Below are 24,529 nucleotides of genomic sequence, written 5' to 3'. Positions count from 1 at the left end.
CAGAACCCAATCAGGAGGAAACAGGAATGGGCTCTATGCTGAAATCGACATTGATCGCCTTGGGCATGACGGCGCTTGCATCGGCCGTGACGGCACCTGCGCGCGCGCAGGAATCATCGTTTGGCCCCGCCGACGCCAAGGAGACCTACTACTGGATTTCCAACAAGGCCAACCTTCCGCTCTTCGTGCAGTACGACTATGTCGGCATGAAGAAGATCGCCGAGGAACTCGGCGTGAAAGTGGTCGTTGCCGGGCCGACCGATTTTGACCTGCCGGGCTTTATCGCTGCAGTCGACCAGGTCTGCGCGCAGAAGCCAAATGGCGTGTCCGTGGTGGGTGGCTGGGATCCGTCTCTGACGGAATCGGTCAAGAAGTGCCTGGAACAGGGTGTGCCCACCGTTGTCGACGACGGCGATCTGCCGGACTCGGGCCGCTTGGCTTACATCGGCACGAACTGGACACAGGTCGGCGTCGCGCAGGCCAAGAAGATAATGGAGAAGCTGCCCAGCGGCGGCAAGCTGGCCATGATGTCGATCATCAATGCCGGCAACATGCGTGAGGCGGTCGCTGGCTTCAAGGCCTATATCGAGGCCAATGGCGGCGGTAAGTACAACATCGTTTCCAACGAAGACGACGGCGGCGACGCGCAGAAGGCCGCGCAGGTGACGGCCGCGATCCTGGCCGCCAATCCGGACATCGCCGGCATCGCCGGCTTCGACTCGGAATCCGGCGCCGGCATCGTCACCGCATTGCGCGAGGCCGGCAAGAATCCAGGCGACATCAAGGTGACCGCGATGGAGCAGACGCCCGACTTCTTCAAGACAGCCAAGCAAGGCTGGGTCGACGGCATCGTGGTGCAGAACCGCGAGCTCTTCATCTACTACGCCGTCAAGATCCTGCACGACTACAATCACAACGGTCTGAAGTCCGCCGGCCTTGGCGCCGCCGATGGCGGTCGTCCGGTCCCGGATACGCTCGACACTGGTGTCCTGCTCGTCACCAAGGACAATGTCGACAAGGTGACGGCCGCGCTCGGCGTCAAGTAGTCGATCTCCACGAGGGCTGTCGCCCCCTTCCTCCGGCGGTTCACCCCTGCCGCCGGAGGCACCTTTGAAGCGAACCAACCCGATCAAGTCGCGACCATGGCCGCAACAGTGACACCACAGACGATACCGGACGACGTGGACATCCACGATCCTGCGTTCGTCGCCGATCCATTCTCGGCCTTCGACAGGCTGCGGCGCGAATGTCCGGTGGCCCGGTCGAACAGGCACGGGGGTTTTTGGCTGCTGAGCCGCTATGACGACGTGCGGTCGGCGGCAATCAATTGGCGCGACTATACATCCAGCGTTCCCGGCGTGACGGCCATTCCCGTGATCACGCCGCGCACCGAACCCCAGTTGCCGATCGAAGTCGATCCGCCGCGGCACTCGCGCTACCGCGCGCTGGTCAACCCGGTCTTTGCCCCACAACGTGTCGCCGCCATCACGCCGCGCGTCAGGGCGCTGGCCCGGTCCCTCTTCGAGAAGATGGCTGCGAAGGGACAGGCCGAGATCGTTGCCGAATTCTGCGTGCCGGTTGCCGTCGCCTCGCTGGCGGCCTTCACCGACGTGCCGCTGGAAGATTCGGACAGGTGGATCGGCTGGATCACCAGCATGTTCAACATGAGCGACCCTGCAGCCGGCGCGGCTTCGAGCCGTGAACTCAACGCCTATATCGAGAAGCTGATCGCGGCGCGGCGCTCCAAGCCGACCGACGACTTCATCAGCATGCTGATTGCGGCCGAGATCGATGGCGAACGGCTGGACGACGATCAGATACGCTCATTCATGACCGTCGTCTTCGGCGCAGGTTTCGAGACCACGGCGGATGGTCTTTCGGTAATGCTGCACTGGCTCGCCGAACACCCGAAGGCCCTGGAGCGGCTTGCCGAGGAGCCAGCGCTCGTTCCCACCGCGGTGGAGGAGTTCCTGCGCTATTCCTCGCCAATCGAGATTTTCGGCCGCAACGCCTCGCACGACCTGTGCCTGCACGGTCGCAATATACGCGAGGGCGATATTGTGGCGCTCGGTTTCGGCTCGGCCAACCGAGATCCATCGGTATTCGAAGCGCCGAACGAGCTGCGCCTCGATCGCAATCCGAACAAGCATCTCACTTTCGGGGCCGGCCCACATTTGTGCGCCGGTGCGGGTGTAGCGCGCATGGAAATGGCGGTGACACTTGAGACGCTGATCGAAGCCCGCTTGAGCCTTGCGCCTGACACGACGAAAGAGCTTCGCTGGAAGACACGCGGCGATCGGCACGGACTTTCCTGCCTGCCGCTCAAGATCGACACGAGAAAGACGAGTTGAACCGATGACGCTTCGACCCACGACCCGCATCCGCTTCCACGGCGTCGCCGCCTATGAGATTCTGACCGAGAACGGCATGCGCATATTGTGCGATCCCTTTCTCGATCAGAACCCCGGCGCCGCAACCAAATCCACCGAATTCGACCACGTGGATCTGGTGATCGTTAGCCATGCGGCCTTCGATCATCTGGGCGACACCGACAAAATCGCTGCCAAATATGGATGCCCGGTCGTCTGCGGCGGCGAGGTGAAGGCCTGGCTGATGGACCGCGGCATCCCCGCAAACCAGATTCGTGCAACCACCTGGGGCATCCGTGTCAAGGTGGCGGGCATCGAGATACAGCCGCTCGAATGTCACCACTGGTCGCAGATCAGGTTGAAGGACAATTCCTTCATATCCGGCGTGCCGATGGCCTTCATCGTCTATGCCGACGGGCTGCGTTTCTACCACTATGGCGACACAGCCATCTTCTCCGACCTGAAGCTGCAGGGCGAACTCTACAAGCCGAATGTCGGATGCATCGGCATCGCCAATCCGCAGGAGGTCCTGCATCTCAATCCGATGCCTGGCGAAATGCTGACGGGCGAGATGAGCCCCTACGAGGGGGTCCTTGCGACCCAATGGCTCGGGCTCGAGACCGTGCTGCCATGCCACTACATCACCCTCGACGGCGACAAGGATGTCGCCGACTACATGAAGCATCACGGCGCGGCGAGGGCGCGCGGCGAGCCTATCGCCGACCCCTATCTGCTTCGGGCCGGCGACTGGATCGAATTCGACGCCGAAGGCAGGGTGGTGCGCCCCGCAAAGGCGGCATGATGCAGGCCGCCATTTTCGATCAGCCGCGGTCGATCCGCATCGCCGATGTGCCGAAGCCGCTCCCTGGACCGGGCGAGGTGCTGGTGCGCGTCAGGGCAGCGGGCCTGTGCGCCGGCGATCTCTACATCTACACCGGCAAAAATCCTTACGTGATCTACCCGCGCATCGGCTGTCACGAGATCGCCGGCACGGTCGAGGCTTACGGTCAAGGGACCGCCGGTCCGAAGGTCGGGACGCGTGTCGTCGTCGACCCGTTCATAGGCTGCGGCCATTGCTATCCTTGCCGGGTCGGCAAGCGCAATTGCTGCGCCAACCTCACCATTATCGGTGTACATCGCGAGGGCGGCTTCGCCGATTTCGTCACCGCGCCCGCGACCAATTTGAACCCTGTGCCGGACGGGCTGACCGATTTCGAGGCGGCATTCGCCGAGCCGGTCGCCATCGGCGTCCAGGGTTGCCGGCGTGGAATGGTCACCGCCGACGACACGGTCCTCGTTCTTGGCGCCGGTCCGATCGGTCTGGCGATCGTCGAGGTCGCGCGGGCGCTCGGCGCCAAAGTCTACGCAACCGACCTTTCGGCGGAGCGGCTGTCCACCGCCGCGGACATGGGTGCAACTCCGATCGCCGGCGGCGCGGGCCTGCTCGAGCGCGTGCTTGAGATCACGAACGGCGAGGGCATGCCGGTCGTCATGGAGGCGACGGGTGCGGCACCAGCGATGGAACAGACCATCGACCTCGTCGCCGCCGGCGGCCGTATCGTCATCCTCGGCCTCGTCAAGAAAGGGCAGGGCGTCACGTTTCCCGGCCTGGATTTCACCCGCAAGGAAGTCACGATCCTCGGGTCGCGCGCGTCCGTCGATTGCTTTCCCGAGGCGCTCGATCTGCTTGCGTCGGGCAAGATCCGCTATCCCAAGATCGCCAGCAGCTTCTCGCTGTCCGAGGCACCCACCGTTTTCAAAACACTCGCTGACAATCCGATGGCCTTGCACAAGGCTGTCTTCGTTTCGGAGGCCGTATGAAATTCGTGACTTTCTCCCATAAGAAGGCGGGGCATCACCACCACGCGGGCGTCCTCGACGGCAAAGAGGTGGCGTGCCTCACCGAAGCCGGGCTAGCGGCGTCGGTGCTCGACATCGTGCAGGGCGGCAAGTCGGCGCTCGACAAAATTCGCGGCGGACTTACCCAGGCGCCGCGCTATGCGCTTGTCGATGTCATGCTCGAAGCCCCCATCCGCCCCGGCAAGGTTCTTTGCTCCGGCATCAACTACAAAGGGCATGCCGAGGAAAATCCTAACGCCAAGATGCCAACCGAGCCGTTCTTCTTCGCAAAGCTGCCGTCATCGGTCGTCGGGCCGGACGTGCCGGTCGAGAAGCCGGTTCGAACCGAACAGATGGACTACGAGGTTGAATTCACCGCCGTGATCGGCAAGCGCCTGCACAAGGCCGCGGAGGCCGATGTGATGTCGGCGGTCTTCGGCTACACGCTGCTCAACGATATCTCCGCCCGCGACGTTCAATTCAAGGACAACCAGATTACCATCGGCAAGAATTTCGCCGGCTTCGCGCCCATCGGCCCCTGCATCGTCACTGCCGATGAACTGACCAGGCCGGATGATGTGGCGCTGAAGACCCGGCTCAACGGCAAGCTGCTGCAGAATGGCAGCACGTCCGACTGGCTCTTCTCGCTGCCGCGGCTGATATCCTTCCTCTCACACTATGTGCCGCTTGAGCCCGGCGATCTCGTCTCGACCGGAACGCCGGCTGGCGTAGGCGCCTTCCAGAAGCCGCAGATCTTCATGAAGGCGGGCGATATCGTCGAGATCGAGGCGACTGGCATCGGCGTGCTCAGAACGCCGATCGTGGCCGGATAGAGGTATGGCCCGCCCTTTGCGCATTGGTGTGATCGGCTGCGGCTTCTTCGCGCAGAACCATTTGCATTCCTGGCGCGACCTCGCCGAAACGGGAGCGCAACTCGCTGCCGTTTGCGATGTCGATGCCGGCAAGGCGCGCGCGGCTGGGGAGCAGTTCGGCGTGCCGTTTTACCGGGACGCCGAAAGCATGCTCGAGGCCGAGCGCCTCGACGTGGTCGATATCGTCACACGCCATGACACGCACAGGCCGTTGGCGGAAATCGCCATCGCGCATCGCGTTGCCGCGATCGTCCAGAAGCCGTTCGCGTCGACCTGGCAAGACTGCGTTGCGATCGTCGAATCGGCCCGCAAGGCAAATGTATGGCTTGCAGTGCACGAGAACTTCCGGTTCCAGGCGCCGATGCGCGTGGTCCGCAAGGTGATCGACAGCGGCGCGATCGGAACGCCGAGTTGGGCGAGGATTCGCTTCAGGACCGGCTTCGATGTCTACAAGACCCAGCCCTATTTCTATGACGAGGAGCGGCTGGCGATTGCTGATGTCGGCATCCACATGCTGGACCTTGCGCGCTTCTTCCTCGGCGAGGTCGAGCACATCTCCAGTGAAACCCAGAAGCGCAATCCGCGCGTTCGCGCCGAGGATACGGCGACCATGCTGCTGCGCCATGCAAGTGGCGCGGTGTCGGTTGTGGAATGCACTTACGAGTCGCGACGTCTGCCCGATCATTTTCCTGAAACGCTGCTGGTCATTGAAGGTCCCAAGGGCGCGATTTCGCTTGGAGCCGGCTGCAGGATAACGGTGACGAGCGATGGCAAGACCTGGACGCAAGATGCTGGCGCGCCGCTCCTGACCTGGACCGGTCATCCCTGGCATGTCGCCCAGCAAGGCGTGATCGGCGCATGCGGCCATTTTCTCGACTGTCTGCAGCGTGGCGTCCCGGCCGAAACCAGCGGTGAGGACAATCTCAAGACATACGCGCTGGTAGACGCCGCCTATCGCGCCGCGGACGAACGGCGCGCCATTCAACCCATGCAATGGAATCCCATTCACAACGGAGAGCCTGGATGAGCATGCTTTCCGAAGCGGCCTTTGCGCTGACCGTTGTTTTCGAGCTCGTCGAGGGGACCTTTCCCGAGTTCTACCGGCTCGTTTCGGAGAATGCGACGTCATCCGTCGAGCTTGAGCCGGGATGCTTGCGCTTCGATGTGCTGACACCGCTGGGACCCCAGAAACCGTCGCAGATCTTCCTCTACGAGATCTATCGTGACCGCGCAGCCTTCGACCTGCATCTTGCTTCCGAGCACTATCGCAGCTTCGATGCCAGCACACGCGACATGGTGAGCAACAAGACGGTCGTGACATACAAAGTCGATGAGAACTTCAAGCAGGCGAAGCTGTGACAGCCGATCCGGATCCTGTGGCGCTCTACGGCACCGACGAGCCCCTGCCGGAACGACGGCTTCTGACTGCCGGATCGCTGACCGCTATCCTTGAGGACGGCAATCTGCGGACGATTTCCTTTGCCGGCGTCGAGGTGGTTCGAGCGATAAACTATCTCGCGCGCGATTCATCCTGGGGGACTTACAAGGCCGAGCTCTCCAATGTCTCCGTGGCGACGGAAGGGGACTCCTTCAAAGTAGGCTACGATGGACTCTGCAGCGGTCCGCAAGGCCGCTTTGCTTATCGAATGACGATTACCGGCGACGCTTCGGGCGAACTCAGCCTGGAGGCCGAAGGTGTTGCACTCACCGATTTTCCGACAAACCGCACAGGCTTCGTCGTGCTTCACCCTGCCGAGGCAGCGGGCGGAAAGCTTTCCATCCGGCACAGCAACGGAATGATCGAAGATACGATTTTTCCCTCTCTGATCAGTCCGGATCAGCCTGCATTCGACATTTCGGCGCTGACGCATTACCCGGCACCCGGCATGACCTGCACCGTCGCCATGGAAGGCGATGCCTTCGAGATGGAGGACCAGCGCAACTGGACGGACGCCTCTTTCAAGACCTATATCCGGCCACTTTCAAAACCCCGTCCATATATCATTCGCAAAGATACGCAGGACCGTCAGTGCATCACTGTTTCCGTGCGCGCCGATGCGTCGGCAACCCAAAAGACAACCGGCGGCGTTGTAACTCTGACTCTTGGCGGACCGGCTGGACGCATGCCGTCTATTGCCTTGTTCCTCGATCCAGACGATTTGCCTGACGCGACGGCCAGCGCATCTTTGCTTGGGCCGGTTCCGGAGATCATTGTTCGCTTCGACAGCGCGCGCGGGCATGACGCTCGGATGCTGCGCAAATCAGCCGACCTTGCGGGTGCGCTCGGCGCCCGATTGGCGGTCGAGGCGGTTGTTGAAACGGTCGATCCCTCAGCAGAAGCAGCGGCCATTGCCGATGCGATTCGTTTGTCCAAAGTCAAACCCAGCGCGCTGCTGGTTTCGCCCCGGCGCGAATTCAAGACGCGGCCCTCGAACCATTTGCCTACAGGCGAGCGGCCCGTCGGCGAACTGGTCGATGCGCTCAAGGCAAATGGCATCGATTGCCTGATAGGCGCGGGAACTTCCTCCCTGTTCACCGAATTCAACCGCAATCCGCCGAGCGGAGATGCGGATTTTGTCTTCTTCGGCAACAGCGCGATCGTGCATGCCGCCGACGAGCAGTCGGTCATGGAAACCCTGACGGCTTATTCAGCCGTGATGGAGACGGCGCGGCATTTATGTCCTGGCAAGTCGATCTGGCTTGGACCGTGCACGATCGGTATGCGACATAATCCTTACGGACAGTCAGTTGCGGCCAATCCTGACCTTATCCGGATACCTGCCGCCCGCATCGACCCGCGCCAGCAAGCATTGTTCGGTGCCGCCTTTGCCGTCGGCGTGGCGACCCAGGCAGCCGCGACAGCCGCCGATCGATTGATATTGGCAGCGCCCACCGGACCTTTCGGGCTTTTGAATGAGGATGGCACCCCGCGACCGTTACTGGCCATCCATGCCCAACTCGTGGCTGCAGCAGGAACCCAGCGCTACAACGTCTCGGTCAATCATTCGGCAGTGGCGGCCGTCGCTTTTCAGCTCGCCGACGAAATCCGCATCCTGGCGGCAAATCTAACGTCGGCGCCGATCGAGATTGCGTTGGCCCCGACGGCAAAACTTCAAGGCGTCACTTGCGACAGTCCGGAACTGGTGAATTCTCATCGGGCCAGCCACTCAGTAGGACCATACGGCTCTATCGCTTTTCAGGTTGCCCGACACCGGAGACGAGGGAGGGAGCCTTGACGAGCCCTACAAATTCGGCCCGGCGACCGATATCGTCGAGCTTCCCGTCACCGGGGGGCTGGACGATTATCTGGCCTTCGAGGTCGTTGCCGGCTGGAACCAGGGCTATTCGAATCCGTGCGACATCGAGGAAATCTGGCGGGATGACTTCCAGTATGCGCTCGAGAACTGCAAGGGCGGCATCTACACGCTCACCATGCATCCCGAATTCATCGGCCGCGGCCACCGCATCATGATGCTCGACCGGCTGATCCAGCGCATGAAAGCCTGCGTGGGCGTGCATTTCACCACGCTCGGCCCTTATGCCGCCGAATGGAAATCGCAGAACCCGCTCGAAAAATGGAAGTCGGAAAACCTGATGCGCACCGGCGTCAACAGCTTCCCATCGCTCTGACCGGCCGTGGGTGGCTACGGCAACAGAACGAGCGCCCCGCTGGTCTTGCGGGTTTCCAGGTCTCGATGGGCGTCCGCGGCTTTGGCCAGATCGTAGGACGCAGGCTGCCCGATCCTGACGGCGCGCTGGCGAAATGCCGTAAAGAAGCGGTCGACATGCGGCGCGAGCTTCTCGGGCGTGTCGGTGTAATGAGCATAATTGGGCCGCGAAACGGTGATCGACTTCGAGGCCAGGCGGTCGATGTCCCAGGTGCCGACCGGCCCCGATGCCTGGCCGAAGCTGACGAGATGACCGCGTGTGGCAAGGGCCGCGAGCGAGCCGGCGAAAGTATCGACACCGACGGCATCGTAAATGACGTTGGCGCCTGCGCCGGCGGTCAGCCGCATCACCGCCTCGCTGAAATCCTCCCGGGAATAGACGATGACATGGTGCGCGCCAAGACGCTCGACGATGCGCGCCTTGTCATCGCTCGACACGGTTGCGATCACGGTTGCGCCGAGATGGCGTGCCCATTGCACCAGCAATTGGCCGATGCCACCGGCGGCGGCGTGGATGAGCACGACCTCGCTTGGCCGAACGGCATGGACGTCGTGCAGGAGAAAACTGGCTGCCACGCCCTTGAGCAGGCTCGCGGCGGCGACCTCGTCAGAAATGTCGTCCGACAGCCGCACCAACAGGTCGGCCGTCATGTTGCGGCGCTCGGCATAGGCGCCGACCGGCGGGCAGGCATAGGCGACACGGTCGCCGATCGACAGGCCGGATATTGCCGCGCCGACAGCCTCGATGACACCTGCCGCTTCCATGCCGGGAACGCCAGGCGGCCGCAGCAGATCGAAGAAGCCGGTGCGGCAATAGACGTCGATGAAGTTGACGCCGATCGCCGTGTGGCGGATCCGCACCTCGTCGGGCGCGGGCGGCGGCAATGCGATTTCCTTCAGCTGCAGAACCTCCGGTCCGCCATAGCGCTCGACAAGGATCGCGCGCGTTGTTTCTCGTGTGTCCCGGGGCGGTGCTAGGATCGACGGCGCGGGGATCGAACGGGGTGCCACGCCTGTCGGCCTCGACGGCATGATTGCCGGCGACGGCCTTGCCTCGGCCGGCATGGCGGCATCGCGGCGTCCGAGGAGATTGCGGATCGCGGCAAAGCCGGCACGATAGATATCTTCGGCGACCAGCTTCACCAGTTCGTCGCGGCGATGCGCCGGTGGATCGAATTCGGAGCGCCATTCCCAGAAGGTGGCGTTGCCGTCGGTCACCGGCTTCAGCCGTATCGACGCGACATAGCCCATCAATGGCAGCGGCGCCTCGAGCAGGCAGTAGCTCAGCCGGCGCTCCTTGTCGGACAGCGCCAGAAGCTGCTCGCGCAGTTCGCCGCCGCCGGCCAGACGGAAATGGCGCACGGCGCCGACCGCGTCGGCCGGCTCGCCGCCATCGATCTCGCTCGACGCGATGGCCGGGTGCCAGCGGTCGTGGCCGTTGAAATCGCGCAGGATGGCCCAGACCTCCTCGATCGGGGCATCGATGATCGTGCTTTGGCGGACCTGGACCATTCGCGGCGGGTCAGCGTCCGAAGCGCTGCTTCAGCGCGGTGAGCGCGGCTTGGAACACGCCGCTGCCTATCTGCTGCGTCAGCGCTGCCTCGCGCTCGGGGGCGCAATCGAACTCGGCCTGCCATTCGGCCAACGTCAAATTGCCGTCGGTTATCGGCGTCAGCGACAAGGTGGCGACATAGATCTCCACCTGCATCGGGCTCTCCAGGATCGCATAACTGCAGGAGAGGTCGTAGTCCGACAGCGCCAGCAGTCGTTCGCGGATCCGTCCGCCGTCCTTGAGCGTGAAACTGCGGATGCAGCCGATCCGGTCGGCATGCGCATTCTGCTCAATGCGGCTCTCGGCCACGAAAGGCGCCCAGTCCGGCAAGCCGTTGAAGTCGCGCACGACCTTCCAGACGTCCGCGGCCGGGGCCGAGATGACCGAGGAGACATAGACCTTGGTCATGCTTGAGAGCCGGCTGTGGGCATGGCGGTCCGAGCATTTATTGTCTCGCGCCGCGCCAGATCGACACCCACCCCGTCGAGCTTCGCTCGACACCTCTCCCCCGATCGACGGGGGAGAGGAAAGGCGCGAGGCGATTCCAACTGGCTCCTTTCCTCTCCCTGCGGAGGGGGGAGAGGTGGCGCTGCCAAGCAGCGACGGAGTGGGGGAACCACTTGGCAAGAAAATACCGCCGTCACCTCAATGATCGCGGTCGTCATCATCGTCCTTGGCGGCCTTGCCCTTGCCCTTTTTATCGCGGGCGAGGTTGGAAATGTCCTTGGCATCGCGCAGCACGTCGGTCATCCGTCCGAGCGAGCCGCCCTCGATGCCGATCTCCTTCATCAGATTGTCGATCATTGGCGCCTGCACCCGGTAGCGCAGCGCCGAATCGATCACCTCGTCAGTGACGTTGCGGTTGCCGCCAGATCCGCCGTTGATACCGTCGACATGCAGGATCTTGATGCCGTCGATCTTCTCCATCGGCTTGACGCTCTCGCGGATGATGCCTTCCATGTGATCCAGCAATTTGCCGCGCAGGCGGCCGGCGCGCGCCTCGCTGGAGAGAAGGTTCTCCGCTTCGTTGATCTGCCGATGGCCGGTCGCGTCGACCTCGTAGCGCTGGGCGGCGGCAAGGGCGTGGATCTTTTCCGCTTCCGCGGCGGCGACGGCCGCGATCTTCTGTGCCTCCGCCAGGCTCTTTGCGGCCTTCATCTCGGCGTCGGCGGCGGCCGTCACGCGAAGGGCCTCGCGCTCCGCCTCGCGCTGGGCGCCGATCAGGTCGGTCAGCTTGCGGCGCTCGGCGATCTCGCGCTCGCGGGCGGTCAGGGCTTGTTCCTCGGCCTGGATGGCCTTGGCGCGAACGGCTTCCGACGCGGCGATCGCCGAGGAGCGTTCCTGCGTCTTCTTGGCGATGTCGATAGCCTTCTGGATCTCGGCGATCTCGATCTTCTGGTCGCGGTCGACGCTGAGCTGACGAAGATCGCGCTCCTTGATAAGGCGCGCCTCCTCGATGCCGCGCTCGGTGGTGATGCGGGCTCGCTCCACCTCTTCTCCAGCCGAGATCTCGGCTTCCTCGAAGGCCTGGCGCTTGGCGATCTGCAAGGCTTCGAGATGGCGTTCCCTGGCGATCCGCACCTCGTCGACGGCACGTTCCTGCTCGATCCGCGCGGTCTCGGTTGCCTGGTTCTCGACGATCTCGGCGCGGCGCTTCTCCGCCTCCGCCCTGGTTACTTCGAGCGCCTTTTCCGCTAGCGCGATCTGGCGTTCGAGCTCGGCTATTTCGAGCGACTTCTTGCGTTCGATCTCGAGCCCGCTCTGCGCGCCTTCGCGCTCGATGCGCGCCTTCTCCAGCGCAAGCCCGAGAGCGATCTGCTCGCGCTCGGTCAATTCGCGCATCTTCATCTCGGCCTCGTCGAGCGCGCGGCGGCGCGCGATCTCGCGGCGCTGCGTGTCTTCCTCGCTGCGGATGCGTTCCTCGGTGATGCTGCGCTCCTGGGCAAGACGAGATTTCTCCACAGCCTCGCGTGCGGAAAGCTGCGCCTGTTCGGCTTCCTGGTCGCGTACGGCCCGTTCCCTGGCGAGCTCGGAGCGCTGCGCCGCGCGGCGGATCTCGACTTCGCGCTCCTGCTCCAGGCGCGCATATTCGGTGTCGCGCTCGATCTCCAGCACCTTGCGCTGGGTGTCGAGGTTCTGGTTGCGGATGTCGACCAAAGTGCGCTGCTCGATCTCGTTGCGCATGCGGCGCCTGGTCTCGATGGACTCCGTCAGCTGCGTCAGGCCTTCGGCATCGAAGGCGTTGGACGGATCGAAATATTCGAGGCTGGTCTGGTCGAGGTCGACGATGGCGACGCTTTCCAGCTCAAGTCCGTTGGCGGCCAGCGAGTCCGAAGCAAGCGCGCGGACCTTGTCGGCGTAGTCGCCGCGCAGCTCATGCATCTCTTCCAGCGTCATCTGCGCGGCGACGGTGCGCATGGCGCCGGCGAACTTGCCTTCCAGCAATTCGCGCAGGCTCTCGGGCTGCAGCGTGCGGCGGCCGAGCGTCTGCGCCGCGGCGGTCACGAATTCGCGGCTCGCGCCGACGCGGACGAAGAACTCTGCGATGAGGTCGACGCGCATGCGGTTCCTGGTGATCAGCGCCAGCGCGTCCTCGCGGCGAACCTCGATGCGCAGCACACCCATGTTGACCGGGGTGATCTCGTGCAGCACCGGAATGACGAAGGCGCCGCCATTGACCACCACCTTCTCGCCCAGGAAGCCGGTGCGCACGAACGCCGTCTCCTTGGTCGAGCGGCGATAGAGCCACCGCAGGATGTAGACGGCGATTACCACGACGACCGCGGCAACGATCAGCCACAACAGGAAAGCGCCAAAGCTCTGCGCGTCCATGATTTATTCTCCCCTACACAATCCGGTCAGTGCCAGGCGCCCGGCACCAATTTCGAAGATCCGTCCGCCGTCCGGTAAAGTCCAACTGTTCATGCCCGCCTCTGCAGCTTCGGGGTGATCGCGTGGAACGCGCTAATCACCGCATCGACAAAGGGCGTGTCGTTGATGTTGGCGCGCACCCGCTCGACATGGCGCTGGGGCGTCCGGCGAACGGTCTTTTCGATCGCTTCGAACAGAGCGTTGTCTGCTTCCGGATCGTGAAAGGGCTGGCCAGGCGCATCGAGCAGCGACACGCCGCCCTCGGGCAGCAGGAAGCGCACCGGTCCGTCCATGGCGTTGAGCCGCCCGCCGATCCATTCGCCGAAGGCCCGGTTCTCGTCGCGGGTCGTGCGCATCAGCGTGACATTTGGATTGTGAATGACGAATTTGCGGCCGCGGAACTTTTCCGGCACGGTCTCGCGCGGCCCGAAATTGACCATGTCGAGCGCGCCGGCCGAGCCGACATAGGGCAGCCTTGTGCGGATCGCCGCTCCGAAACGATCCTCGGTCGCCGGGAAGACGCCGCCGACGATCATGTCGGCCACTTCGGTCGTGGTGAGATCGAGGAAGGCCGATAGCAGCCGGGAGTCGGCGAGATTCTCCATGGCGCGCCCGCCGATGCCGGTGGCGTGGAAGACGAGGCAGTCATAGTCGGCTTCGAGCCGTTTCGTCACTGCCTGCACCGCCGGCGTGGTGACACCGAACATGGTGATGCCGAGGGCAGGGCGCGCCAGCTTGCGCCTGGCGTCCCACGCCTCGGCATTGGGCAGTTGCGCGACCATGCCGGCCATGGCGTGGGCGGCGTTGGACAGCACCTGCTCGGTGATCGAGTTCAGCCCCTGAACATCGGCGACCGAATGGAACATCATGATGTCGGCGCCGCCGACATATTTGGCGACGTCGCCCGCAGCCACCGTCGAGACCATCAGCTTGGGGATGCCGACCGGCAAGACCCGCATGCCGGACGTCGCCAGCGTCGTGCCGCCGGAGCCGCCCGCCGAGATGATGCCGCCGATGCGCGGTTCCCGCTCGATCCAGCGCGCGAAAGCCTCCGCCATGGCGCCGACCGAGCCGCCGCGATCGTCGGTGAAGACGGCCGAGGATCCGCGCGGGTGCATGCCGGCCACCTGCATGGCGGGCACGTCCGCGCTCGACGGCTTTCCCGACGTCGACAGATCGACGGTGCGCACAGGCAGTCCGAGCGACTTCAGCCGGTCGGCGACGAAGCGCAATTCCTTGCCCTTGGTGTCGAACGTGCCGACGACCAGCACGGTTTTGCCGATGCGCTCGGCAAAGGGGATGGCGAAGACCTTCCTCGGGTCGTCCTGGGGCGCCGTCTTGTCGACGGCCGCCTGCCTCAATTCGGTGACCGGCACGTTCCAGCGGTTGGGCAATTGGGTGACGGGCCGATAGACGCCGTCGCCCCCCGCCGGCTCGAGCGATCCGGCGGACGCCCGGTCGACGCGATAGACGGCCGCCAGTTGCTCCTTTGCCTGTGCCGCTTCCGTCGGCGTGACAGGCGCTTCCTCGGCATGGCGTCCGACGCCGAGCAGCCGCTGCTGCAGGTCGCGGTCGACGGTGAGCGCGGCCGCGTCCATCAGCCGGTTGATCCGGCCATTGACCATGATCGCGACCTGGCTGGAGACAGCGGTCGCGACGCCGATGTTCTGTTCGATCACGAGCACCGCCATCTCGCCTTCGGCGGCAAGGTCGACCAGCATCTTTTCGACCTGGTCGACGATGATGGGCGCCAGCCCCTCGGTCGGCTCATCCATCACCAGAAGCTTCGGGTCGCTGAGGAGCGCGCGCGAGATGGCGAGCATCTGCTGCTCGCCCCCCGACAGCTGCGATCCGCCATTGTGCCGGCGCTCCGCCAGGCGCGGAAAGGTCTGGTAGACACGCTCGACCGTCCAACTCGCGTCACGCCGATTGCCGCCGGCAAGGCGCAGATGCTCGTCGACCGTCAGGCTCGGCCAGACGCGCCGCCCCTGCGGCACATAGCCGACGCCGAGGCGGTGGATCTCGTGCGGTTCGAGCGCGGTGGTCTCGCGGCCGTCGAAGCGGATCGAGCCGGAGCGCGCGCGCTTCAGTCCGACGATGGTATTGCACAGCGTCGACTTGCCCATGCCGTTGCGGCCGACCACGGAAAGCACGCCGCTCTCCAGCGTCAGCGAAATCCCCTGCAAGGCATGGCTCTCGCCATAGAAGACCTGCAGGTCTTCTATCTTCAGCACCGCCCTGGGGCTTTTGCCGGCGGGGCGTTCAGCCATGCTTGCCTCCGAGATAGATCTGTTGGACCTCCGGATCGGCCTCGATTTCCTGCGGCGTGCCTTCCTTGAACAGGTACCCATTGTGCATCATCGACACGTAGTCCGCCACGCGCAGGGCGACGTCGAGATCATGCTCGATGATGATGAAACCGATATGCTTCGGCAACGCGTTGAGGATGGCGACGAGGTCGCGCCGCTCGGTCGGCGAAAGACCCGCCGCCGGTTCGTCGAACAGGATGAAGCGCGGCGCGCCGGCGAGCGCCAGCGCGATTTCCAACTGGCGTTGCTGGCCGTGGCTCAGCGTCGCCACCAGTGCGTCGCGATGGGCTTCGAGATGAACCGCCTCGAGGATCGATCGCGCCTGCACCATGTTGACGTCGGCGGCGGTGGGCCTCAGCAGCGAAAACCGCTGGCGCGAGACGCCTCGGCAGGCGAGAAAGATGGAATCGAGGACCGACAGCCCCTTGAACAGCTGCGAGATCTGATAGGTGCGGCGCACGCCGCGGCGGATACGCTCGTGCGGCGGCAGGTCGGTGATGTCCTCGCCGAAGAAACGGATGCGTCCGGCAGTCGGCAGGAAGTCGCCGGTCACGGCGTTGAACAGGGTGGTCTTGCCGGCGCCGTTGGAGCCGAGGACCGCGCGCCGCTCGCCGGCCGCGATCCTCATATCGATGCCCGAGAGCGCCACCAGCGCTCCGAAATGCCGCGCCACGCCATCGAGCTCCAGCGCGTAGGCACTGGTGCTTTGCAGACGGTTCGCGGCCAGGTTTTCGGTCACTGACGATGCTCTTGGCGCGTGCCGTTAGGGGCAGCTCGGATTGTCGCGGTTGACCGCCCCGAGCTTCATGAACTCGTCCTCGGGAATGCCCAGCGTCTGATTGACCTGCGGCACGACCTTGACCAGCTTGTTGAGAAGAGTGCCGTCCGAGCCTTCGGTAACCTCGGTCAAGAAGATGTCGGCGACGGCGTTGCGGTTCTTGTCGAGCGACACTTTGCCGGTCGGCGTGTCGAAGGAAAGCTTCGACAAGGCCTCACGCAACTTCTTGCCGCCGTCGGAGACGTCGCCGCCAACCTGGTCGAGCGCCAGCAGCGTCGCCTTCATGTTCACATAGTAGCCATGGGCGAAGAGCGAGGGGGACGGGAACGCTCCCGGCTGCTTCTCGTAGGCGTCGACAAACGTCTTCCAGGCGGGCGCGTCATTGGTGTCGGCGGTCGGTCCGGCAGACGGCGTGCCTTTCAGCACATCCTTCAGCTTGCCTTTCGAAGTCAGCACGGTCTGGTCGACGGTGATCGAGCCGCCGATGAGCGGAGCCGAGCCCCCGGCCTGCTGGTATTGGGTCAGGAAGTTGACGGCGTCGGCGCCGCCGAGCGCCACATAGATGGCGTCGACATCCTCGGGAATCGCCGCGATGACGGAGGAGAAGTCCTTGTTGCCGATCGGCACCCAGGATTTCGACGGCACGTGCCCGCCGGCCTTGCAGAACTCGGCCATGAAGCCGAACACCTGCGTGTAGGGGAAGGAGTAATCCTCGGCGACGGTGGCGACCTTCTTGTAGCCCTTGTCGTTGAAGGCATAGGTGCCGAGGCCGGCCATCCACTGCGCCCCGTCGGTGGAAAAGCGGAAGAAGTTCTCGGCCGGATTGCGCAGCGTCGTGTCCTGCGCTGCCGAGGTGCCGTTGATGAACGTCACGTCCGGCTTGGTCTTGGCATAGTCCTTGACGGCGAGGCCTTCATCGCCCGAAAGCGGGCCGACCAGCACCTTCACGCCGTCCTGCTCGACAAGCTTGCGCGCGGCGCGCACGGCGCTGTCGGGCGAGGCGTCGGACGAGCCCTTGACGATCTCGATCTTCTTGCCGGCGACGGTGCCGTTGGTCTCGGCGACCGCCGTCATGGCGCCGCGTTCGCCGTCCTCGCCGAGCACCGTGAACGGCCCCTCGAAAGTGGCGAGCAGGCCGATCTTGATCGTGTCGTCGGCGGCGAGCGCCATCGAAGGCGCGGTCAGCCCGGTGAACAGCGCCAGGGCCAGCAGTGTACGTCTGTGCATTTTCGGTTCCTCCCGTTTGATTGGTCAGCAGTGCTTCATCCGCGCCAGCCGCTAGGGGCCGGCGCGCAAGGATCCCTGGGCAAGATGTGGCTTGATCCTCCCCCACAACCCAAGAATTCCATCCGGCGAGACGAAGACGATCGCCAGGAACACCAGGCCGATCAGCGTGTTGAAACGCTCGGCACCGACGATGTCGATAGCGAAGGTCTGCATCAGTATGACGACGATCGCGCCGACGAACGGCCCGATCGGATGGCGCAGGCCGCCGATGACGGCGATGATCAGGATGTCGATCGCCACGTCGACACCGATAGTGCCGGGCGAGACGCGCCCGTTGAACCACACCAGAAGCACGCCCGCCAGCCCGGCGAGGATGCCTGCCAGGAACCAGGCGAAGACCTTGTGCGCGGTGACATGATAGCCCAGCGCCCGCATCCTTCGCGGATTGTCGCGGATCGCCTGCAAGGTCATGCCGAAGGTGGAGCGGGAGCCGTAGAGCACTGCCGCGTAGGACAGCGCCGCAAGGCCGAGGCAGAGGTAATAGAAGGGTTTCGGGTCACGCCAGTCGATGCCCCAGAACACCGGCGCGTGGATGCCGGCGTAGCCGGAATGGCCATTGAAGATCGCGTAGTTCTGCTGGGCGAAGTAGAAGGTCGCCGTCGCGATCGCCAGTGTGATCATGAGCGTGTAGATGCCTTCCGTGCGCACCGAGATCCAGCCGATCAGCGCCGACGACACCGCGGCCGCGGCAACCGCGAAGGGGACGACGATCCACCAGGGCCACCCGAAGCCCAGCACGTTGGAATTGTTGCTGCCGAGGATGGCGACGGCGTAGGCGGCAATCCCGGCTACCGTGATCTGCGCCAGGCTGAGCATTCCGCCATAGCCGGCCAGCAGCATCAGCGACAGCGCCAGGACGCCGAAGATCATCGAGTAGCCGGCGATCTGCGTCAGGAAGAAATCCGATGCCACCAGCGGATAGAGAACGAGCGCGACGGCAAGGATGACGTGACCCGCGCCGATCTTGTCCAGCCAGTTCTGTTGCGGCACCGCGCCGTCGGCGACCGTGGTCAGGCTCATCTCGCCTTCCCCATGATGCCTTGCGGCCGCACCGCCAGCGTCACCACCATGATGACGAAGGTGAGCACCACGCCGTAGGTCGGGAAATAGACCAGGCCGATCTGCTCGGCCAGCCCGATGAGCAGCGCTCCGATCGCCGCGCCGGTAATGGAGCCCATGCCGCCGACGATCACCACGACCAGCGAGGCAAGCAAATAGCGCACGTCCTCGCCGGGTGCGACCGAGAGGGCCGATCCGCCGACCACGCCGGCGAAACCGGCAAGCCCGGCGCCGACCGCAAAGACGATGGCGAACACCGCATGCACGTTGACGCCCGAGGCCGACAGCATGGCGCGGTCGTCGACGCCGGCGCGGATCATCATGCCGACGCGGGTCCTGTTGAGCATCAGCCAGAGCCCGACTCCGATGACGATCGCCGCCGCCAGCACGACCACGCGGTAGAGCGGATAGGTCAGGAAAACCGAAGCGCCGTTCGAGCGCACTGCTGTGATGACTGGCAGGGTCAAGGCGCCGTCGAGCCATTCCGGCGTGGCGATCTGGTAGGTCCCGCCGGCCCACACCGCCAGCATCAGGTCGGCGGCGACGATCGAGATGCCGATGGTGACCAGGGTCTGCCTGAGGTCGTCGCCCTCCAGGCGGCGGAAGACGAAAACCTGCATGACGACGCCGATTATGGCCAGCACGGCAAAGCCGGCGGCGACGCCGAGCAGCCAGTAGCCGGTGCGGCTGGTGACCTCGTAGCCGATATAGGCGCCGAGCAGATAAAGCGAGCCGTGCGCCAGGTTGATGTTGCGCATCAGGCCGAAGATCAGGGTGAACCCGCTGGCGACCAGGAAATAGAGGCCGGCGAGCGTCAGGCCGTTGAGGATGGCGCTGACGAAGGCCTTCTTGGAGATCAGGATCGCGTTCAGCCAGGCAGGCCAGACGGCGAAGACCAGCCAGGCGACGATCGCCGCGGCCAGCAGGCCGACCAGGCCCCAGGCCTGGCGGCGTGTCATGCCGCCGCCCGACAGCTGCGAGGACGATGGCTGGTCGAGTATGCTCATGCGGTCAGCCGCCGGCGCTGCTCGTTCATGCGCGGCGCCTTGTGGAACTTACCGTCCTTCATGATGGCGAGGATGCGGTTCTTGTCCTGCAGGATGCGCACGTCCGAAATCGGGTCGCCGTCGATCAGCAGGATATCGGCGAGGTAGCCTTCCTTGATCAGGCCAAGCTCGTCGCCCATGCCCATGATCTGGCCGCCATATTTGGTGCCGGCCTGGATCGCCTCCATCGGCGAGAAGCCGAGCATCTCGACGAAGGTCTGGATGTCCTTGGCGTTGGTGCCTTGCGGCGTCCAGGCAAAGCCGTAGTCGCCGCCGATGCACACGCGAATGCCGCGCCGGTGCATCTTCTTCATCGTGTCGACGCACATTTCAAGCTCTCGCTCATATTCGAGCGACAGCGGCGAGCCGGGCTTGATGCCCCATTGCTCGGCGTACCGCGCGGTGTTGATCAGCCATGCGATGCCCGGCGCCACGAAATGCTTGTCCTTGACCGCCTCGAGCATGTCGAGCGCTTCCTCGTCGGCGAAGGAGGCGTGGTAGATGTTCTGGATGCCGTGGCGCACGCACTGCTTGACCGAGCCGGAAGAGCGTGCGTGCGCCGACAGGACCTTGTTGCGGCAACGCGCCTCGGAGGCGGCCATGGCGACCTCCTCTTCCGACATCGGCGTCTCCTCGGCGCCCATGCCGGTGATGCTCTCGCCGGATAGGTTGAGCTTGATCGAATCGACGCCGTATTTGATCAGCTGGCGCACCGTGCGGCGGATTTCCTCCGGACCGGAGACGACGATGCCGAGATTGAGGCCCTCATGTGGAATATGCGAGGGCGCGGAATCGCCGAGGCCGCCGACCGTGGTGATCTCCGGTCCCGCCGCGAGGTAACGCGGTCCGGGAAACCGGCCCTGGTTGATGAACTTCTTGGCGACGACGTCGAGCCGCGGCTTGGCGGCGGCCGCGCCCCGGCCGGCGGTGAAGCCGGCATCGAGCACCAGCTTGGCCATCTCCATGGTGACCAGCATGTGCTCCTCGATCTCCATCATCTGGATGGGATCGATGCCGGGCGCGTTGTTCCAGGACAGATGCAGATGCGCGTCGATCATGCCGGGCATCAGCGTCGCGCCCATGCCGTCGATCACGGTGACGCCCCCTGGCGCGCCGCCATTGTAGGAAGACGACGCGGAGGAGCCGAAGCGGGACGAGCCCTTGGTGATCTGCTTGATGCGGTTGCCCTGCACCAGCACCTCGCCGGTGTAGGGATATTCACCTGATGCGTCGAGCACGCGCACATTGGTGAAGAGCGTGCTTCCCGACCCGTTTCCGGCCCAGTTTTCGTCTGCCATAACAAGCCTCCCAACTTGCCGAGCGCGTAAGTCTACGCCCGATCCGAAATCCTCACCTATCAACCCGTCTCAAAAAATCGGCGAGCTTCGAGCTGCTCTCGCGCGGACTTTCCACCGTGGCCCAGTGTCCGCACCGATCGAGCGAGGAGAATACGGCTCCCTTGATCTTGTCGGCAAGCGCCTGGGCGACGCCTGGCGGATTGACCGTGTCGGCATCGCCGGTGACGAGCAGGGTCGGCGCCGAAATCCGGCGCGCATCGACAGCTGTCGCCTTGGCCAGGGCCTCACAGGTGCGGGCATAGGATTCGGGGTCCTGGCGGGTGATCGATTCCCGCACGAAGGCCGCTGCCGCGGGCGATGTCTCCCTGGTGTGCGCCGAGATCGCGTTGGCGACGATCTGATCGGCGATGTCGGCGATGCCGCCGGAGCGCGCCAGACGGGCTCGGTTGGCCAAGCCTTGCCGGGTCGCTTCCGCAGGTTCGGCCAAAGCGCCGAACAGCGCGAGCGAAGCTACCAAGGAGGGCCGTGTCGCCGCGATCTGCTGGCACACGATGGTGCCCATCGAATGGCCGACGAAATGCGCCGACGTTACACCCATGCCGGCCATGGCGCGGATCACGGCTTCGCTCATCCCTTCGATGGTGAGCGGTTCGATCGGCCGCGACGAACGGCCCGAGCCCGGCAGGTCGAGCCGGACGACGCGGTAGCCCGACAGCGCCGCCATCTGCGGCTGGAACATGTTCGAGGTGCCGCCGAGGCCGTGGATCATCACCACGGCCGCGCCTTCGCCTGTAACTTCCGCGACGACCTGGCCGACAGTCACGGTCGTCATTGCGGCCTCTCCACGAAGCGGTTCTCCAGCGTGCCGATGCCGTCGATCTCGATACGCACGACATCGCCGGGCTTGAGATATCTGGGCGGGTCGAAGCCGATGCCGACGCCGACGGGCGTGCCGGTGGCGATGATGTCGCCGGGCTTGAGCGTGATACCTTGCGACAGCGTGGCGATGATGGTCGGGATATCGAAGATGAGCAGCGATATCCTGGAGTCCTGGCGCAGGTCCTCGTTGACGAAACAGCGGATGCCGGCGCTGGCGAGATCGAACTCGTCCCTGGTGACGGCCCATGGACCCATCGGACAGAACGTGTCCTGCGATTTGCCGATCAGCCACTGGCTGTATTTGCCTTGCAGGTCGCGCGCCGTGACGTCGTTGACGATCGTGTAGCCCCAGACGTGGTCGAGAGCTTCCTCTTTCGAGATGCCGCGCCCGCCCTTGCCGATGATGACGGCGAGCTCCGCCTCATAGTCGATCGCTGTCGACACGGAGGAGTCGATCAACACGCTGGCGTGGTTGGGGACAACCGATTCCGGCACTTTGGAGAAGATGATCGGGTGTTTTGGCACCGCGCCGGCGCCGGCGCTGGAATCGAAGCCGCTGCGGGCGAATTCGTGCGCATGCTCGTAATAGTTCTTGCCGACGCAGAAGATGTTGCGGCGTGGTTGTGGAATCGGAGCTTCGATCTCTACGCCCGCCAGCGGGACCGGGGAGAGGGTGCGCGGCACGCCGGCTCCGTTGCGTTCGATCAGCGCCAGTAATCCGGTCTCGGCGCGCTCGACGGGGAAATCGAAGGGGGCGACGGTCTGGGCGGCAAGATCGACGAGGCCGACCCGCCTTTCGCCGGCGAGCGAGAAAGTCGCGACCCGCATGAATTTCCTCCCGTGAACCAATTTTGAGCCAATTTTCTGCTCTTTTGAAACACGCTAGCGCCAATTGGCTTAGGCCGCAAGCCGGATTCGGATTGGCTGCTTGAAATAGTTCCAACGCTCGCAGCCGTACAAATGTGGGCCTGTTTGCAGGCCTGCATGATGGACGGGCGCACGAAAAGCTGCTATGAATGGTTCATCATTGGATCAGATAAACGCTGCCAAACATGCCCAAGCTGGTTGCCAACGACATCGCCATCGCCTTGAAGAAACGGATTTCGCTGGGCGAATGGATGGAAAACGGCCGTATGCCGCCCGAGCGTGACCTGGCGAGCGAGTTCGGTGTGGCGCGCAACACCGTGCGCCGCGCCGTCGGCCTGCTCGAGGATGACGGCACGGTCGTACGGCATGTTGGTCGCGGAACTTTTTTGACGGCAGCCAATCCCGATTCCATGGCCGCGACCGTCGCGCGGATGGAAGGGACCAGCCCGGCCGACATGATGGAGATCAGGCAGTTGCTGGAGCCGGCGGCGGCATCCTTCGCCGCGACCAACGCAAGCGCCGGCGAATTGAACGCAGTGCGCGAGGCGCACAAGATCGCCTGCGCATCCCAGGATATGCCGACGTTCGAGCACTGGGACGCGGAATTTCATCACCGCATATTCGCGTGCTCGCGCAACGACTTCCTCAAGGAGATCCACAATCTCATGCGCGTCCTGCGCAATCAGCGGCCGTGGTTCGAGATGAAGAAGCGTTCCTTCTCGGAGGAACGCCGCGCCACCTATTGCAGCGAGCACCAGCTCGTCCTGGATGCCTTGCTGACGCGCGACTCCGAAGGCGCCAGCAACGCGATGCTGACGCATCTGAGGACCGTCGAGCGCAATCTTCTGGGGAGGTAGTCGCCCCGATGAAGGACCCCGAGTCGACATCGCATGAGGATGCCACTATATAGCGCCTGCTCCAGCTAAAGCCGGGGCAACGTTGACCGGAAAGCTGTGACACAGTCTGTGCTACCCATCGTGATACAAATGCGCTGTCGAACATAGAAAAAAACCAGCAAAAACAACAACGGCGGCCTTCTGTCGATCCCGGCCAACAATCCCATCATTCTCAACGATCTGAACGTGCACCTTCAACCCTTCCATTCCTTCGGTTTCGCGAACCACGGGCAAGATGTCTTGCCGGTCGAGGCCGACTCGGCTCGAATGGGGGGCGGACGTTCATGGCTACCAACCGGCTTAGCCGCTAGGGAAGAAGCAGTATGAGTGAACATGCGATCGAGTTCTTGCGCGGATGGATTGGCGAGAAAGTCCAATGCCAGCATTCGCCGATCAAGATCGAGCAGGCCGAGACCCTTGCCAAGGAGTGCTGCGCCAAGGCCGCCGAGGCAGGCATTCTCCTGGAGGACATCCAGGAAGAGGTCGGCGACATCCAGGAACTGATCGCGTCGCGCCTCGAGGAAGCCGCCGAAGAGGGCACCAGCGAAGCGAAGCCCGACAAGCCGGCGGAATAAACAGCCGCCTGCCACAGGCCGGCTCTTAGAGCAATTCCAAGAAAAGTGTGTAACGGTTTTCCGTCCGGAATTGCGTAAAAACAAAAAAGATAGAGCGTTTCCGTGAAACGCTCTATCCGAATTTTTCCTTCAGCCACGTCTTCGGCTGCGCCGGCACGAAATTGCCGTCGCGCCCCGCCATATCCTCATTGGCGACCAATGCGTTGAGGATCGCTTCCTCGACACCTTGCACGACCGCGTCGAAGAACGGGTCGATGTCGACGTCCGGGATGAACTCCGCGCGGGCGATGCGGCCGGAAGCCGCCTGGGTGGCCTCCGGAGCGCGATACTGAAGGAGCGCAGGCGCGGCTTGCCCGATGGCGTG

Annotated in this window: 22 protein-coding genes and 1 pseudogene; 11 read left to right on the top strand and 12 right to left on the bottom strand. The window is 63.9% G+C overall.

Translation table 11 applies throughout. The features are described from left to right. Window positions 1-26: 26 nt before the first annotated feature. The 9 genes from FJ417_RS04815 to FJ417_RS04775 all read left to right on the top strand — a co-directional run bounded on the left by FJ417_RS04815 (window position 27) and on the right by FJ417_RS04775 (window position 8,710). Complete coding sequence (locus tag FJ417_RS04815; RefSeq protein ID WP_140709047.1) at window positions 27-1,046, top strand: substrate-binding domain-containing protein; 1,020 nt, start codon at window positions 27-29, stop codon at window positions 1,044-1,046. A 96-nt stretch (window positions 1,047-1,142) separates the two neighbouring features. Next, a complete protein-coding gene (locus FJ417_RS04810) occupies window positions 1,143-2,351 on the top strand; it encodes a cytochrome P450 (protein WP_140782669.1) in 1,209 nt (402 codons plus the stop codon). 4 nt (window positions 2,352-2,355) lie between these two features. Beyond that, the gene (locus tag FJ417_RS04805; RefSeq protein WP_140782668.1) at window positions 2,356-3,171 is read left to right on the top strand and encodes an MBL fold metallo-hydrolase; all 816 of its coding nucleotides are present in this window, start codon (window positions 2,356-2,358) and stop codon (window positions 3,169-3,171) included. Continuing rightward, complete coding sequence (locus FJ417_RS04800) at window positions 3,168-4,190, top strand: zinc-binding alcohol dehydrogenase family protein (RefSeq protein ID WP_246687395.1); 1,023 nt, start codon at window positions 3,168-3,170, stop codon at window positions 4,188-4,190. Before FJ417_RS04805 ends, FJ417_RS04800 begins: the two co-directional genes overlap by 4 nt. Next, window positions 4,187-5,041, top strand: a complete 855-nt coding sequence (locus tag FJ417_RS04795; protein ID WP_140782666.1) for a fumarylacetoacetate hydrolase family protein — start codon at window positions 4,187-4,189, stop codon at window positions 5,039-5,041. The genes FJ417_RS04800 and FJ417_RS04795 overlap by 4 nt, the downstream gene beginning before the upstream one ends. A 4-nt stretch (window positions 5,042-5,045) precedes the next feature. Beyond that, window positions 5,046-6,107, top strand: coding sequence for a Gfo/Idh/MocA family oxidoreductase (locus tag FJ417_RS04790; protein WP_140782665.1), 1,062 nt, complete (start codon window positions 5,046-5,048; stop codon window positions 6,105-6,107). Beyond that, a complete protein-coding gene (locus FJ417_RS04785) occupies window positions 6,104-6,439 on the top strand; it encodes an antibiotic biosynthesis monooxygenase (RefSeq protein WP_246687394.1) in 336 nt (111 codons plus the stop codon). Before FJ417_RS04790 ends, FJ417_RS04785 begins: the two co-directional genes overlap by 4 nt. Beyond that, the gene (locus FJ417_RS04780) at window positions 6,436-8,316 is read left to right on the top strand and encodes a hypothetical protein (RefSeq protein ID WP_140782663.1); all 1,881 of its coding nucleotides are present in this window, start codon (window positions 6,436-6,438) and stop codon (window positions 8,314-8,316) included. Before FJ417_RS04785 ends, FJ417_RS04780 begins: the two co-directional genes overlap by 4 nt. Further along, window positions 8,282-8,710: a hypothetical protein gene (locus FJ417_RS04775; protein ID WP_140782662.1), complete on the top strand. Its 429-nt coding sequence runs from the start codon at window positions 8,282-8,284 to the stop codon at window positions 8,708-8,710. Before FJ417_RS04780 ends, FJ417_RS04775 begins: the two co-directional genes overlap by 35 nt. 14 nt (window positions 8,711-8,724) lie before the next feature. Here the strand turns inward: FJ417_RS04775 and FJ417_RS04770 are convergent, their stop codons facing one another. The 11 genes from FJ417_RS04770 to FJ417_RS04715 form a co-directional block, all read right to left on the bottom strand. Next, window positions 8,725-10,260 (bottom strand): SRPBCC family protein, encoded by a 1,536-nt coding sequence (locus FJ417_RS04770; RefSeq protein ID WP_140782661.1) that lies wholly within the window; start codon window positions 10,258-10,260, stop codon window positions 8,725-8,727. A gap of 10 nt (window positions 10,261-10,270) precedes the next feature. Next, window positions 10,271-10,708, bottom strand: a complete 438-nt coding sequence (locus FJ417_RS04765; RefSeq protein ID WP_140782660.1) for an SRPBCC family protein — start codon at window positions 10,706-10,708, stop codon at window positions 10,271-10,273. Between the two features lie 237 nt (window positions 10,709-10,945). Then, window positions 10,946-13,132, bottom strand: a complete 2,187-nt coding sequence (locus FJ417_RS04755; RefSeq protein WP_140782658.1) for a flotillin family protein — start codon at window positions 13,130-13,132, stop codon at window positions 10,946-10,948. A gap of 89 nt (window positions 13,133-13,221) precedes the next feature. After that, complete coding sequence (locus FJ417_RS04750) at window positions 13,222-15,441, bottom strand: ABC transporter permease (protein WP_140782657.1); 2,220 nt, start codon at window positions 15,439-15,441, stop codon at window positions 13,222-13,224. Then, window positions 15,434-16,219 carry an ABC transporter ATP-binding protein gene (locus tag FJ417_RS04745; RefSeq protein ID WP_140782656.1) on the bottom strand — a complete coding sequence of 262 codons (786 nt, stop codon included), beginning with the start codon at window positions 16,217-16,219 and terminating at the stop codon, window positions 15,434-15,436. Before FJ417_RS04745 ends, FJ417_RS04750 begins: the two co-directional genes overlap by 8 nt. 24 nt (window positions 16,220-16,243) lie before the next feature. Beyond that, on the bottom strand, window positions 16,244-17,485 hold the full coding sequence (locus FJ417_RS04740; RefSeq protein ID WP_140653990.1) for an ABC transporter substrate-binding protein: 1,242 nt from the start codon (window positions 17,483-17,485) through the stop codon (window positions 16,244-16,246). Window positions 17,486-17,536: 51 nt separating this feature from the next. Next, window positions 17,537-18,565 carry a branched-chain amino acid ABC transporter permease gene (locus FJ417_RS04735; protein ID WP_140782655.1) on the bottom strand — a complete coding sequence of 343 codons (1,029 nt, stop codon included), beginning with the start codon at window positions 18,563-18,565 and terminating at the stop codon, window positions 17,537-17,539. After that, window positions 18,562-19,563, bottom strand: coding sequence for a branched-chain amino acid ABC transporter permease (locus FJ417_RS04730; protein WP_181182041.1), 1,002 nt, complete (start codon window positions 19,561-19,563; stop codon window positions 18,562-18,564). The genes FJ417_RS04735 and FJ417_RS04730 overlap by 4 nt, the downstream gene beginning before the upstream one ends. A gap of 44 nt (window positions 19,564-19,607) precedes the next feature. After that, window positions 19,608-20,948 carry an amidohydrolase family protein gene (locus tag FJ417_RS04725; RefSeq protein ID WP_140643868.1) on the bottom strand — a complete coding sequence of 447 codons (1,341 nt, stop codon included), beginning with the start codon at window positions 20,946-20,948 and terminating at the stop codon, window positions 19,608-19,610. 52 nt (window positions 20,949-21,000) lie between these two features. Further along, a complete protein-coding gene (locus tag FJ417_RS04720; protein WP_140782653.1) occupies window positions 21,001-21,780 on the bottom strand; it encodes an alpha/beta fold hydrolase in 780 nt (259 codons plus the stop codon). Further along, window positions 21,777-22,655, bottom strand: coding sequence for a fumarylacetoacetate hydrolase family protein (locus FJ417_RS04715; RefSeq protein WP_140653997.1), 879 nt, complete (start codon window positions 22,653-22,655; stop codon window positions 21,777-21,779). Before FJ417_RS04715 ends, FJ417_RS04720 begins: the two co-directional genes overlap by 4 nt. Window positions 22,656-22,879: 224 nt before the next feature. Between FJ417_RS04715 and FJ417_RS04710 the strand changes: the two genes are divergently transcribed. Together FJ417_RS04710 and FJ417_RS04705 are read left to right on the top strand one after the other, a co-directional pair. Further along, window positions 22,880-23,551, top strand: a complete 672-nt coding sequence (locus FJ417_RS04710) for an FCD domain-containing protein (RefSeq protein WP_140643873.1) — start codon at window positions 22,880-22,882, stop codon at window positions 23,549-23,551. A gap of 362 nt (window positions 23,552-23,913) precedes the next feature. Beyond that, the gene (locus FJ417_RS04705) at window positions 23,914-24,165 is read left to right on the top strand and encodes a DUF768 domain-containing protein (protein WP_140643874.1); all 252 of its coding nucleotides are present in this window, start codon (window positions 23,914-23,916) and stop codon (window positions 24,163-24,165) included. Window positions 24,166-24,277: 112 nt separating this feature from the next. On the opposite strand, the pseudogene FJ417_RS04700 reads toward FJ417_RS04705, so the two are convergent. Continuing rightward, window positions 24,278-24,472: pseudogene (locus FJ417_RS04700) on the bottom strand (P1 family peptidase); the annotation flags it as partial. Window positions 24,473-24,529 lie beyond the last annotated feature (57 nt).

The sequence above is a fragment of the Mesorhizobium sp. B3-1-7 genome (assembly GCF_006439385.1).
In the GTDB taxonomy this organism is placed as follows: Bacteria; Pseudomonadota; Alphaproteobacteria; order Rhizobiales; family Rhizobiaceae; genus Mesorhizobium.
The sequence above is the reverse complement of the archived record's forward strand: the minus strand, read 5'-3'. Positions and strand labels throughout refer to the sequence as shown.

Bases quoted from the DNA above. Each gene is read 5' to 3' on its own strand.
- FJ417_RS04815 (WP_140709047.1), top strand. From the start codon at position 27: ATGGGCTCTATGCTGAAATCGACATTGATCGCCTTGGGCATGACGGCG.
- FJ417_RS04810 (WP_140782669.1), top strand. From the start codon at position 1,143: ATGGCCGCAACAGTGACACCACAGACGATACCGGACGACGTGGACATC.
- FJ417_RS04805 (WP_140782668.1), top strand. From the start codon at position 2,356: ATGACGCTTCGACCCACGACCCGCATCCGCTTCCACGGCGTCGCCGCC.
- FJ417_RS04800 (WP_246687395.1), top strand. From the start codon at position 3,168: ATGATGCAGGCCGCCATTTTCGATCAGCCGCGGTCGATCCGCATCGCC.
- FJ417_RS04795 (WP_140782666.1), top strand. From the start codon at position 4,187: ATGAAATTCGTGACTTTCTCCCATAAGAAGGCGGGGCATCACCACCAC.
- FJ417_RS04790 (WP_140782665.1), top strand. From the start codon at position 5,046: ATGGCCCGCCCTTTGCGCATTGGTGTGATCGGCTGCGGCTTCTTCGCG.
- FJ417_RS04785 (WP_246687394.1), top strand. From the start codon at position 6,104: ATGAGCATGCTTTCCGAAGCGGCCTTTGCGCTGACCGTTGTTTTCGAG.
- FJ417_RS04770 (WP_140782661.1), bottom strand. From the start codon at position 10,260: ATGGTCCAGGTCCGCCAAAGCACGATCATCGATGCCCCGATCGAGGAG.
- FJ417_RS04765 (WP_140782660.1), bottom strand. From the start codon at position 10,708: ATGACCAAGGTCTATGTCTCCTCGGTCATCTCGGCCCCGGCCGCGGAC.
- FJ417_RS04755 (WP_140782658.1), bottom strand. From the start codon at position 13,132: ATGGACGCGCAGAGCTTTGGCGCTTTCCTGTTGTGGCTGATCGTTGCC.
- FJ417_RS04750 (WP_140782657.1), bottom strand. From the start codon at position 15,441: ATGGCTGAACGCCCCGCCGGCAAAAGCCCCAGGGCGGTGCTGAAGATA.
- FJ417_RS04740 (WP_140653990.1), bottom strand. From the start codon at position 17,485: ATGCACAGACGTACACTGCTGGCCCTGGCGCTGTTCACCGGGCTGACC.
- FJ417_RS04735 (WP_140782655.1), bottom strand. From the start codon at position 18,565: ATGAGCCTGACCACGGTCGCCGACGGCGCGGTGCCGCAACAGAACTGG.
- FJ417_RS04730 (WP_181182041.1), bottom strand. From the start codon at position 19,563: ATGACACGCCGCCAGGCCTGGGGCCTGGTCGGCCTGCTGGCCGCGGCG.
- FJ417_RS04725 (WP_140643868.1), bottom strand. From the start codon at position 20,948: ATGGCAGACGAAAACTGGGCCGGAAACGGGTCGGGAAGCACGCTCTTC.
- FJ417_RS04720 (WP_140782653.1), bottom strand. From the start codon at position 21,780: ATGACGACCGTGACTGTCGGCCAGGTCGTCGCGGAAGTTACAGGCGAA.
- FJ417_RS04715 (WP_140653997.1), bottom strand. From the start codon at position 22,655: ATGCGGGTCGCGACTTTCTCGCTCGCCGGCGAAAGGCGGGTCGGCCTC.
- FJ417_RS04710 (WP_140643873.1), top strand. From the start codon at position 22,880: ATGCCCAAGCTGGTTGCCAACGACATCGCCATCGCCTTGAAGAAACGG.
- FJ417_RS04705 (WP_140643874.1), top strand. From the start codon at position 23,914: ATGAGTGAACATGCGATCGAGTTCTTGCGCGGATGGATTGGCGAGAAA.